Genomic DNA, 11,917 nt, shown 5'->3' with positions numbered 1-11,917 from the left:
GCTGAGGCTGGCGGGATGTCCCTGACAGGGCCGGGCGTCAACTGTGCTGAATCCCCAGCGCGGTGAGTTCGGGCGAAAGATGCTCCCAGGGCACGTCAAAACCGGGCGTGCGGCGCCGGGGCGGCGGCGCGTGGCTGCGCAAGGCCCAGTGGGCGCCGGCCAGCACGCTGTCGATGATGGGAACGCCGAGGCCGGGCTGGATGCTTGCCGCCATGCCGGCCAGCCCCGCGCCGCCCAGGATCACGGTTTGCGCGCCGAGCTGGCGCACCGCGTCGCGGCAGGCCTGGCTGAGCAGCGCGCGCGCGGCGACCGGGTCGGCGGCGAGTTGCGCGCCGGTGGGCGCGACGGTGTGGATGCCGGCCAGCAGCGGCGCATGGCCGAGCGACTGCGCCAGCCGCTCAAGCATCGGCCCCCAGCGTTCGCCACCCGTGACGATGGCAAAACGGCCGTGGCGCGCGGCCTCGATGAACGCGGCTTCGGCCAGTCCGGTCACCGGCACCGGGCTGCTTTCGCGCAGCGCCAGCAGGCCCGGGTCGCCAAAGCAGCCGATCAGCACCGCATCGGGCGCTTCCAGCGGAGCGCCGTCCGGCCCGATCAGCGCGGCGGCCCAGGCGTCCAGCGTGGCATGGGCCGCCACGGCATAGCTGGCTTCGTCCGAAATATAGGGCGCGCCGAAACGGGCGGTCACGGTGCGCACCTGCACATGCAGCCCGCTGGCGGCCTGCACATGGCTCTGCAGCAGGCTGCTGACCGAGGCCGAGGTGTTGGGGTTGATCACCAGGAGCTTGCGCATTCAGGGTTTCATGCCGCCACGGCGAACAGGGTGGACAGGTCGGGCACGGCATCCACCGGCGGCGTGAACTGCAGTTGCGATTCCAGCCGCGTCAAGTGCTCGCGCATGCGCCGGCCGGCTTCTGGCGCATCGCGCAGGCGGATCGCATCGAGCAGCGCGCGGTGTTCGCGGCAGCCGCAGGCGGTGGCATCCTCGCGGTTGCGCTCATGCGGCGGGCTGTAGGCCATCAGGATGAGCGAAGTGCGCGAAATCAGCTCGCGCAGGATGCGGCCCAGCGTCTGGTGGCTGGCGCGCTCGGCAATTTGCAGATGAAAATCGCCAGACAGCCGGATGGCGCGGCGCATGTCGCCGGCCAGGCGCGCGGCTTCTTCGTCGTCGATGCAGCGCTTGAGCTGCGCCATGTCGGCATCGCTGGCGTTGGCGATGAACAGCGCCACCAGCGTGGGCTCTATCATGCGGCGCACCTCGAACACTTCGCGCGCTTCCTGCTCGGTCGGCTGGGTGATGGTGGCGCCGCGATGGGGCGTGAGCGTGACCACCTGTTCGTTGGCCAGGCGCACCAGCACCGGCCGGATGCGCGTGCGCGACACGCCAAAGGCCGCCGCCAGCTTGTCCTCCCCCAGCCGGGTGCCCGGCGGCAGGCGGTGGTCGAGGATGGCCGAGACCACGCGCTCGTAGATGTCGCCGTCGGTCAGCGGCAGCGCGGCTGCATCGCTCATCGCGCACCCTTCTTTTGCCGGCGGCCCAGCCACCCCGCCAGGCCGATGGCTGCGCCCACGACCAGCAGCGACACCACCGTGGTGACAGTCCCAAGCGCGTAAATCGACGGCGTGGTGACGGTGCTGGTCAGGCCCTGCAGCTCCAGCGGTAGCGTGTTCACATCGCCAATCGCCTGCGAGGTGCGGGCAATCTCGTCCCAGCTCAGCGTGAAGCCGAACATGGCTATGCCCACCACCGACGGCGCGATCAAGGGCAGCACCACATGGCGAAAACCCTGCCACGGCGTCGCGCCCAGGTCGCGGGCCGCCTCTTCATAGACCGGGTTGAAGCGGTTGAAAATCGCGAACATGATCAGCAGGCCAAACGGCAGCGTCCAGGTCAGGTGCGCGCCGAGCGCGGAGGTAAACAGGCCCAGCGCCGTGCCGTAGCCTTCGAGCGTGTCCGCCATGCCGAAAAATTCGAGCGCCTGCTTGATGCCGGTGTCCAGCAGCCGGAACTCCAGCCCGATGCCCAGCGAGACAATGATGGACGGCATGATCAAACTGGCCACGACGATCAGGAACAGCGTGTTGCCGCCGGCCAGCTTCTTGCGAAACGCCAGCCCGGCGAGCACCGAGAACACCACGGTCAGCGCCATCACCGCCAGCCCCAGCCCCAGCGAGCGCATCAGCGCCGCGCCGATATCGACCACGCCCAGCCCCTCGGCCAGCTTGTAAAACCAGTGCAGCGACACGCCGCGCAGCGGAAACGTCAGGCCGCCTTCCGGCCCCTGGAAGCTCAGCACCACGATGACCAGCATCGGCCCGTATAGGAACAGCACGAACAGCGCAAAGAACAGCGCCAGGAACCAGAAAGCGGCGGGGCGTTTGTCGCGGGTCATTTTTAGAGTTCCTTGCGAATATCGACCAGCCGGGTCAGCGCCCAGATGATCATCAGCACCAGCACCAGCAAGATGACCGCATTGGCTGCCGCCAGCGGAAACTGCAGATAAGAGGTCTGCACCTGGATGATCTTGCCGATGGAGGCGATCTGCTGGCCGCCCATCACGCCGATGGTCACGAAGTCGCCCATCACGATGGTGATGACAAAAATCGAGCCGATGATGATGCCGGTGCGGCACAAGGGAATGATGACGTTCCACAGCGTCTGCCAGCCCGAGGCCCCGCTGTCGTTGGCCGCCTCGATCAGGCTGCGGTCGATGCGCATCATCGAATTGAAAATCGGCACGATCATGAACATGGTGTACAGATGCACAAACGCCAGCACCACCGAAAAGTCCGAGAACAGCAGCCATTCAACCGGCTGGTTCACCACGCCCAGACCGACCAGGCTCTGGTTGACGAGGCCGTTGCGCCCCAGCAACGGCACCCACGAGATCATGCGGATGACGTTCGAGGTCCAGAACGGAATCGTGCAGAGCACGAACAGCAGCGTCTGCACGCCCGGCGAGCGCACATGAAAGGCCAGGAAATACGACACCGCAAAGCCCGTCACCAGCGTGATCAGCCAGACCAGAGCGCTGAACTTGAAGGTCGAAAGATAGGTCTTGAAGGTGACGCACATCTCGTCCGTGTTGCCGCAGCCTTCAAAGATCGAGACGTAATTTTTCAGCGTGAAGCCGGGCAGCAACTCGTACTCGTTGAAGTCCCAGAAGCTGACCATCAGGATCAGCGCCAGCGGGACGAGGAAAAACAGCATGAAGACCGCCGTCAGCGGCAGCGCCTGCCACCAGGCCGCGAGGCTGCGTCCCGGCGCCTGGGTAACAACCGGAAGTGAGCTTGAAGTGCTTGAACTCATGAATATCTCACTCCGGTTAAAGCCGATCAGGCCGCTACAAACTCATTCCATTTCTGGACCATGTAGTTGTTTTCGTCCATCAGCGCGTTCCAGCAGGCAATGCTGCCCATGCGCGCTTCGTAGCTGCCGCCGTCGCGCACCGCACCTAGCTTGGCCAGCACGTCGCCGTTGGGGCTCTTGATGTCCTGGCTGGCGGGCTTGCCTTCCATCCAGTAAGCCCATTCGTAGGCTTCCATCTTGCTCTTGGCGGTGTCCAGCACGGCGCTGTAGTAGCCCTGGCGGTTCAGGTAGGCGCCCGCCCAGCCGTCGAGGAACCAGTTGATGAACTCATAGGCGCCGTCGAGCTTGCGGCCCGAGAGCGTGGCGGGCAGGCCAAAGCCGGCAGCCCAGGCGCGGTAGCCTTCTTTCAGCGGCTGGAAGTTGCAGGCAATGCCCTTGGTGCGCACGGCCGTCACGGCCGGGCTCCACATCGACTGGATCACGACTTCGCCCGAAGCCATCAGGTTGACCGATTCGTTGAAGTCTTTCCACAGGCTGCGGAACTGGCCGGCCTTCTTGGCCTCGATCAGGGTCTTGATCGTCAGGTCGATTTCCTTCCTGGTCATGTTGCCCTTGTCGGGGTATTTGTAAATCCCCATGGCCTCGACCACCATGGCCGCGTCCATGATGCCGATGGACGGAATGTTCAAAATCGCCGCCTTGCCCTTGAATTCGGGGTTCAGCAGTTCGGCCCACGAGTTGATGGGGCGCTTGATCAGGTCGGGGCGGATGCCCAGCGTGTCGGCGTTATAGACCGTCGGAATCAGCGACATGAACTGCGTCGGGCTCTTGGCGAAGACCTTGCTTTTCTCGCCTTCGAGGTAGATCACCTTCTTGGGCGCGGTGCCCTGGTCGCCCACGGCCTTGCCGGCCACCATGCCGGACGTGAACAGCGGGGTGATCTTGTCGGCGTTCTTGATGCGCTTGACGTCGATGCCCTTGAGGTTGCCGGTCGGCACGATTTTCTTCAGCGAAAAATATTCGGTGTCGATCAGGTCAAAGCTGTTGGGCGCGGTCACGGCGCGCTTGGTCACGTCGTCGGTGGTCACGGCCACGTACTGGATTTTGATGCCGGTGTCTTTTTCAAACTTCTCGGCAATCGCCTTGTCCTGGTTCACGGCGGTGCCCAGGTAGCGCAGGACGATTTTTTCCTGCGCATGCACCGCAGGCGCCATGCCGGTGGCCAGAATGCCGGCCATGCCGGCGGTGCCCTTGAGCAAGGTGCGGCGCTGAACGCCGGCAGCAAGGTCTTTTGGGTCGGAAAAAGAGTCGGACATGGTGAAAACTCCTGGTGGCGTGTGGATCTTCTTGCGAAGCGGTGGGTGAAAAAGGACGGGACGAAAAAGTTCAGGCCGTGGCGGTGACCGGCGCGCAACGCTCGGCCTGCAGGCGGTGCGCGGCCTCGGGCGCCCACGACAACTGGACGGCTTCGCCCAATGCATAGGGCCGGGCCGCAAACGCCGCCTCGGACACCATCACCGACAGCTCGGCCGTGGTGTGCGCGGTCTGCACAGACTGGGAGATGCCGGGGTTTTGCAGCCCCAGCAGCACATAGGTGCCCTGGTATTCGACATCGGTGATGACGGCGCGCTGGTTGTGCGGGCCTTCGGGCGCGGCCTGGCTGGCCGGCGTGAGCTGCATGTGGTCGGTGCGCACGCCGATCTTGCCGGCGGGGGTGTCGAGCACGTTGTGGCCGCCCATGAAGCGCGCGACGAATTCGCTGGCCGGCCGGTTATAGATTTCGTGCGGCGAGCCGACCTGCTCGATCAGCCCGTGGTTCATCACCACCATGGTGTCGGCCAGCGCCATCGCTTCTTCCTGCGAATGGGTGACGTGGATGAAGGTCAGGCCCAGCTCCTTTTGCCAGCGGCGCAGCTCGGCGCGCATCTGGATGCGCAAAAACGGGTCGAGCGCCGACAGCGGTTCGTCAAGCAGCAGGACTTTGGGCTGGGTGATCAGGGCTCTAGCCAGCGCCACGCGCTGCTGCTGGCCGCCCGAGAGTTCGGCCGGCTTGCGTTCGGCCAGCGCGCCCATCGCCACGCGGTCGAGCAAATCCTTGGCCCGGGTATGGCGCTCGGCCTTGCCCATGCCCTTCATCTTCAGGCTGAAGGCCACGTTGTCGAGCGCCGAAAGGTGCGGAAACAGCGCGAAGCTCTGGAACATCATGGCCGTGCCGCGCTGGGCGGCGGGCAGGTTGGTGATGTTGCGGTTTTCCAGCAGGATGTCGCCGCTGCTCACCGACTCATGGCCCGCGATCATGCGCAGCGTGGTGCTTTTGCCGCAGCCCGACGGCCCGAGCAGGCAGCAGTAGCTGCCGCTGGTGATGCGCAGGTTGATGCTGTCCACCGCCGGGCTGCCTTGCGCATAGCGCTTGGTCAGGGCCACCAGTTCAATGGCGGCGGGTGGCGCAGCGTGCTGGTTGGACGGTATCGTGGGCGTGATGGCGTTCATGCCACGGTTTTAGCAAAACCTGTGCCAACTCCGTGTACCGTTTAATCCATGGATTGCATACAAAATTGCACGGCCTTAGTGCGCAATCGGCCGGACCGGGTGCGGTTATGGTGCGCGACGAAAACGGTCAGGCCCTGTTTTTCATCGTTTCATCGCACAGGTGTTCCAGCCCAGCAGCGCGTAAGGCGGGCACCAGCCGATCAGGCCGGTCGCCAGCGGCACGATGCCAATCCAGCCCCACAGTCCGACGGTGCCGGTGGCGGCCAGTCCGATCAGCACCAGGCCGATAGCGATGCGAAGGATGCGGTCAATGCCGCCGACGTTGGATTTCATGGCTGTTTCCCTTGAGGTGAAGTGGATGATGGCCTGATTGGACGCCTTGCCGCGCGCCAGGTCTGTGACCTGGGTCACGCAGGCGCGCATCCACGCACCGGGTCAGGCGGGCAGGGCGGCGGCCATGGCGCGCAGCGCGGCGCTGTCGCGGATGTGGATCCGCTCGCGCGCCAGCTCCACCCAGCCTTCGCGCTCGAAGCGGCGCAGCAGGCGCGAGATGATTTCGCGCACCGTGCCCAGCTCGTCGGCCAGCGCCTGATGGGTCAGCGCGAGGTTTTGCCCCCGACCCAGCAGCGCAGCGGCCAGCCGTTGGTCCAGCCTTTGAAACGCCACAGCGTCGATCAGGCAGGTCAGGTCGGCCATGCGTTCGGCGAACAGGCCCAGCACCTCGTTGCGAAAGGCCGGGGTTTCCAGCCAGCGGTTGAACACGTCGGGCGAGATCAGCAGCAACGTGCTGGCCTTGGTCGTCACGCCATGCGCCGACAGCGGCTGGGTGCGAAACAGACACGCCGACGACACCAGGCACAACTCGCCCGGCACCACCCGGTACAGCTCCAGCGAACGGCCATCGCCCGAACTGCGCGAGACCTTGATTTCGCCATCGAGCACCAGCGGAAAGCCTTGGCAAGGCGTGTTTTCAGTGAATAAAACGGTGCCGGCCGGCACACTGATGGGCGCGATGGCCGGATGCACGTCGGCCAGCGAGGGCTGCACCTGCGCCAGGGCCGGGTAAAGCGTGGTGGGGGTGGGCAGTGCGGGGGTTTGCGTCATGGGCGAGTCCGGTGAAACTGGGGGTGGAACGCCTCATGATAAGAGGCGACGCCTTTGATCAGCGCGCTGCGCTATGCGCTGCGGCCCCAAACGGCCAAAACCGCGAAGTTTTTAAGGAAAATCAGGCTCTGGCGCATACTGGCTATGCACAACCAGCTATTAAATTAGTAGTGATTTTGGGGCTGAAGCAGACGGTAGCGGATGCAGCCGTTCGCTTGACTCAACAGGCTGATGACCGGCAGCCACAGGCGGCGAGTGGCCACTGAATTCACGACCCGCAAGCCGCAGCGCCGAACGCGCTGGAGGTCACATAATGTTTCCTGAAGTGCCTTATCAGTTACAAATGGCACCCGGATGCTGTCACGTCCTGCGATGCCGTCCTCACCACCCAAAAGCAAGAGAGAACCCCCTGATGGCCGACAAAGAACGCAATGTGCTGATTCCCTTACCGGCTGGCGGGCTGGAGAACATTGGCAGTGGGCCGAAAAGCATCCTGTCCGGGATGGTGTCCGACGCGCTGGCTTTGGCGCGGATGCGGGAAAAATCGCTGGCGGAAAAGCGTTTTCGCATCGGGGATTATGAGTTTCGTGACCCTGACTACCGGCAGATTTTGATTTGGGCGAAGGCGCTGGAAATTGAGCCGGAAGTCTTTATTCGCAGTTTTGAAGACGATTCTTTTAGCCAAGATGGAAATGTACTCAGACTTGACGTGGAAGACGGATCAATCGTACTTCTGCAGTGGGACTTTGATATTTTCCCGATCTCGTCTTTTGAGTGGGTAGATGGGCTGAGGATTCAGCAACTTGGCTTCAAAGGTATAGCATCAGCTGAACTTTCGTTACGTTTGCCATTATTAAATTGCTTGGATTGCCACGATATCGGCTTAACTAAACTCGATCTATCGAACCTCCCAGAATTAACATATCTTGAGTGCGGCGACAACCAGCTTGTTGAACTCGATCTGTTAAATGTCCCAGGATTAACAGATATTTATTGCAGCAATAATCAACTCGTCAAACTCGATTTGTCGAACGTCCCAAAATTAACACAGCTTCTGTGCGAGAACAATCAGCTTACCCAACTTGATTTGTCAAACGTCCTAGGATTAACACTTCTTTGGTGCAGTAGTAACTCGCTTATCGAACTCAATCTGTCGAACGTCCAAAAATTAACAGATCTTTGGTGCTCAACTAATCAACTTACCGAACTCGACCTCTCGGATGTCTCCGGGCTAAAAGAGCTTCATTGCAACGAAAATCAGCTTGTTGAACTCGACTTATCGAACGTCCCAGAGTTAACGGAGCTTAATTGCGATAACAACCAGCTTACCGAACTCGATCTATCAAATGTTTCAAAATTAAAGCATCTTCGATGCCAAAAAAATCAACTTGCCAAACTTGATTTGTCAAATGTCCCAGGACTAACTGGGCTTGATTGCAGTAACAACCAAATCGTCAAACTTGACTTGGCGAACGTCCAAAGGTTAATAGGAATTTTTTGTGGCAAAAACCAACTTGCCGAACTCGATCTGTCAAATGTTCCAGGGTTAACAACGCTTTGGTGTCGCAGTAATCCGCTTGCCGAGCTCGATATTCGATGGCTTGTAAAACTGAAGCGATTCGCCTGCGATCCGTCTGTCACCCTCCAAAAACTCCCCACCCAGAATTTCTAAAAATGAACCACCAAGCCTGGGTACTCATCGACACCGAAACCACCGGCCTGACCGTACCGATTTTTGTTGTTGAACTGGGGGCGCAAAGAATGCGTGGCTGGCTGCCCGAAGGATCGCCCTTTCGCCGGCTGCTCAATCAAAACCTGGACATTCCCCCGGCGTCGTCCCGTGTCCACGGCTACACGCGGGAAATTCTGGAGCGCGACGGGGAACCGGCCGCTGTTGTCTATCGCGACTTCGCCGCCTACGCGGGTGGCCTGCCGGTGGTGGCGTTCAATCTGGAATACGACCTGGACGAGGTGCTGTTGCCCGAATGGAAGCGGCTGGGCATCACGCCGATGGTGACGGCCGGGTTTTGCGCGCTGCGGCTGGCGCAGCGCCTGCTTGACCCGGTGCCGGCGGGCAATTGCAAGCTGCAAACCCTGCGCCAGTATTACCGCCTGCCCGAGCGCGGCGCGCACACCGCGCTGGGCGATGTCGAAACCGTCGCCGACCTGCTGGCCAAGGTGCTGCGCCCGATTGCCGAGCAGCGCCAACTCCATTCCTGGGCCGATATTTGCGCGTATGCCGAAGCCGAATGGTTCCCGTCGCGCATTGCCTTTGGCAAATTCAAGGGCCGCCAGGTTCAGGACGCCCGCACCGACAGCGCCTTGCGGGGCTGGCTGCAGTGGCTGTCGAACTCTGCGAACACGCGCAGCGCCAGCATGGGCCGCTGGTATCTGCAGCAGCTTGAGCGTGGCGATGCCCAGAGCGAAACCCCGGTCACGGTCACGGCGGCAGCGAATGGCGACACGCCACCGGCTGCAGGGTCAGCCGCCCCGCAGGCGGGCATTGTGGTGTTTGTCAACCCGGAAATCGGCGCCTTGCGGCAGTTGATTGCCGCCGCACGCACCCAACTGGCGGAACTGGAAGCGGGCTACATGAAGGATCGCCACGCCGTTGACCTGACGCAGGCGGCCATTTTCAATTTGGTGCGCGGGCATTACCAACAGCGGGACCGGCTCAAGCTGGTCATCGACTACCGAAGCCTTTACCTGAAAACCCTGCTGCGCAGCGGTGAGGACGAAGCGGCGCAGGTGGCCGAGGACTATGAGCAGGCCAAGGCGCAGTCCGACGCCCACTATGAACAGGCGCAGACCGCCGCCGCCAGCCGCAAAGCCTTGAGCAGCGACGAAGAGGCGGAACTCAAGACGCTCTGGAAAAAGCTCGTTCGCCTTTACCATCCTGACCGTTTTGCGCACCAGCCCGACAAGCTGGAGACTTACCACCACCTCACCAGCGCCATCAACCAGGCGCGGGAAAACGGCGACATAGCGCGCCTGCGCGAGATTGCCCATGACCCACACGGGTTCATCCTGCGCCACGGCTGGGTTAGTCTGGATTTTGGGGATGAGGCTGAACTGAAAAACCTGCGGCGTCTGCTTGATACGCTCCAGTTGGAGATCGTGACCACGCTGGATTCACGCAATTCGCTGCATGAAAGCGCAGAGTTTGAGTTGTGCCAGTTGTGTACGCAGACGCCCGGTTTGCTCGAAGAAGTCGCCGCCGGGCAGATGGAAGTGATTGCCGCCGAGATTGCCCAGCTGCAAGCGCAGGCCGGGCAACTCGAAGCCGACATTGCAGAGTTGACCGGCGAAGACGCTGCGATTGAATAGGGCCGGGTAAAACGCTTTCGAGTTTGCGTCCACTGTTTCAAGACGGTACTGACCTTGCTGTTTCGGGGCTCAGTTAGGTAGCGCGACACATTGCACGACATAATAGTGTCGCGCAATGTGTCGCGCTTGTAGTAAGGCGCGACAAAGCGCGACAAATCCACGCCTTGCAGGAGAAACCAATGACGCAGACTGAAACCCTCGCTCTGATTGAAGCGCTCATTGCTGAACGGCCGCAAGGCATCGGAATTGCCGAGCTGGAAAAGTCGCTGGCGCAGCGCACCGGGGCGGCTGTGCAGCGGCGAACGCTCCAGCGGCGCCTGGAGCGCCTGCTCAAAGACCGGCGCATCATCGCCGAAGGCCAGAGCATTGCTTTGGTTTACAAGCCAGCCTTGCCAGGCGCTGCTGCCAGCGTGGCAGAGGCTCAACCCGGCGTAGAGGCAGAACTCTACGTGCCGGTTTCCCCCGAAGGCACGGCGATTCGGGCGCGGGTGCGCTTGCCGCTGATGCACCGCCGCCCGGTGGGCTACCAGCGCGAATTCCTCGAAGCTTACCGGCCGGGCGTGACTTTTTACCTGCCCGAATCCCTGCGCGCCCAGCTCCACGAGATGGGGCGCACGCCGGTTGGCGGCCGGCCGGCCGGCACCTATGCGCGGGACATCATGAACCGCCTGCTGGTGGATCTGTCCTGGGCCTCTTCGCGCCTGGAGGGCAACACCTACAGCCGGCTGGACACGCAAAACCTGATTGAATTCGGCCAGATCGCCAAGGGAAAGGACGCGCAGGAAACGCAGATGATCCTGAACCACAAGGCGGCGATTGAAATGCTGATCGAGGACGCCGAGCAGGTGGGCTTTGATGCTTTCACCTTCCAGAACCTGCACGCCGTCCTGTCGCAAAACCTGCTGCGCGAAGAGGCTGCCTGTGGCCGCCTGCGCCGCAGGCCGGTGGAGATTTCCGGGACCGTGTTTCAGCCGCTGGCGATGCCGCAGGTGCTGGAAGACTGCTTTCGGCTGCTGCTGCAAAAGGCCGATGCCATTCCTGATCCTTTTGAACAAGCGTTTTTCCTGATGGTGCAGCTGCCTTACCTGCAGCCGTTCGAGGACGTGAACAAGCGCGTCTCGCGTATCGGCGCCAATATCCCGCTGATCAAGCACAACCTGTGTCCCCTGTCGTTCATTGATGTCCCGGAGCGCGCTTACGTGGAAGGCACGCTGGGCGTGTATGAACTGAACCGGGTTGAACTGCTGCAGGATGTGTTCGTCTGGGCTTACGAGCGCTCATGCCAGCGCTACCTGGCCATCACGCAAAGCATGGTCGAGCCTGACCCGCTGAAGATCAAGTACCGCGAGGCCTTGATCGAGGCGGTGCAGTCGGTGGTCAAGGGGCTGCAGGCGCCTGATCCGCAAACGGTAGCGCAGCTCGCTGCCAAGCTGGCGTCGGCCGCAGACCAACAGGCGTTTGCCCAACTGCTCACCGACGCGCTCAGGCAGTTGCACGAAGGCAGCGTGGTGCGCTGGCGGCTCAAGCGTTCGGAATTTCTGGCCTGGCAGGCGCACAGGCCGGTTTTTCCGAAAAAATAAGGAAAACAAGGCTTTTGCGCAAGCTGGGCGTGCGCAAGCAGCTATCAAAACAATAGTAAAAAAGCGCAATGCTTAACCACGGCGGCGCAGGGGCCGTGGGTCATAA

The 11,917-nt window shown here is 61.9% G+C and carries 12 protein-coding genes; 4 read left to right on the top strand and 8 right to left on the bottom strand.

Features of this window, described 5'->3' with window-relative positions; translation table 11 throughout:
• Positions 1-37 precede the first annotated feature (37 nt).
• The 8 genes from PNAP_RS16325 to PNAP_RS16290 form a co-directional block, all read right to left on the bottom strand.
• Positions 38-793 carry an aspartate/glutamate racemase family protein gene (locus PNAP_RS16325; RefSeq protein ID WP_011802642.1) on the bottom strand — a complete coding sequence of 252 codons (756 nt, stop codon included), beginning with the start codon at positions 791-793 and terminating at the stop codon, positions 38-40.
• Between the two features lie 8 nt (positions 794-801).
• Entirely contained in the window at positions 802-1,512 is a 711-nt protein-coding gene (locus PNAP_RS16320) for a GntR family transcriptional regulator (RefSeq protein WP_011802641.1), read from the bottom strand.
• Positions 1,509-2,393, bottom strand: a complete 885-nt coding sequence (locus PNAP_RS16315; protein ID WP_011802640.1) for an ABC transporter permease — start codon at positions 2,391-2,393, stop codon at positions 1,509-1,511. Before PNAP_RS16315 ends, PNAP_RS16320 begins: the two co-directional genes overlap by 4 nt.
• A gap of 2 nt (positions 2,394-2,395) precedes the next feature.
• Entirely contained in the window at positions 2,396-3,310 is a 915-nt protein-coding gene (locus PNAP_RS16310; RefSeq protein ID WP_011802639.1) for an ABC transporter permease, read from the bottom strand.
• Between the two features lie 26 nt (positions 3,311-3,336).
• Positions 3,337-4,626: an ABC transporter substrate-binding protein gene (locus tag PNAP_RS16305; protein ID WP_011802638.1), complete on the bottom strand. Its 1,290-nt coding sequence runs from the start codon at positions 4,624-4,626 to the stop codon at positions 3,337-3,339.
• Positions 4,627-4,696: 70 nt separating this feature from the next.
• Positions 4,697-5,800, bottom strand: a complete 1,104-nt coding sequence (locus tag PNAP_RS16300; protein ID WP_011802637.1) for an ABC transporter ATP-binding protein — start codon at positions 5,798-5,800, stop codon at positions 4,697-4,699.
• 141 nt (positions 5,801-5,941) lie between these two features.
• Positions 5,942-6,133, bottom strand: coding sequence for a YgaP family membrane protein (locus tag PNAP_RS16295; RefSeq protein ID WP_011802636.1), 192 nt, complete (start codon positions 6,131-6,133; stop codon positions 5,942-5,944).
• 102 nt (positions 6,134-6,235) lie between these two features.
• Positions 6,236-6,904, bottom strand: a complete 669-nt coding sequence (locus PNAP_RS16290) for a Crp/Fnr family transcriptional regulator (RefSeq protein ID WP_011802635.1) — start codon at positions 6,902-6,904, stop codon at positions 6,236-6,238.
• A gap of 35 nt (positions 6,905-6,939) precedes the next feature.
• Between PNAP_RS16290 and PNAP_RS27110 the strand changes: the two genes are divergently transcribed.
• The 4 genes from PNAP_RS27110 (at position 6,940) to PNAP_RS16275 (ending at position 11,811) form a co-directional block, all read left to right on the top strand.
• Positions 6,940-7,170 carry a hypothetical protein gene (locus tag PNAP_RS27110; protein ID WP_011802634.1) on the top strand — a complete coding sequence of 77 codons (231 nt, stop codon included), beginning with the start codon at positions 6,940-6,942 and terminating at the stop codon, positions 7,168-7,170.
• A gap of 146 nt (positions 7,171-7,316) precedes the next feature.
• On the top strand, positions 7,317-8,576 hold the full coding sequence (locus PNAP_RS25080; RefSeq protein ID WP_049763705.1) for a leucine-rich repeat domain-containing protein: 1,260 nt from the start codon (positions 7,317-7,319) through the stop codon (positions 8,574-8,576).
• A 2-nt stretch (positions 8,577-8,578) separates the two neighbouring features.
• A complete protein-coding gene (locus tag PNAP_RS16280; protein ID WP_011802632.1) occupies positions 8,579-10,231 on the top strand; it encodes an exonuclease domain-containing protein in 1,653 nt (550 codons plus the stop codon).
• Between the two features lie 179 nt (positions 10,232-10,410).
• Positions 10,411-11,811 carry a Fic family protein gene (locus PNAP_RS16275; RefSeq protein ID WP_011802631.1) on the top strand — a complete coding sequence of 467 codons (1,401 nt, stop codon included), beginning with the start codon at positions 10,411-10,413 and terminating at the stop codon, positions 11,809-11,811.
• Positions 11,812-11,917: the final 106 nt, after the last annotated feature.

It is taken from the genome of Polaromonas naphthalenivorans CJ2, from assembly GCF_000015505.1.
Classification (GTDB): Bacteria; Pseudomonadota; Gammaproteobacteria; order Burkholderiales; family Burkholderiaceae_C; genus Polaromonas; species Polaromonas naphthalenivorans.
This window is presented reverse-complemented; position numbering and strand designations above follow the sequence as displayed.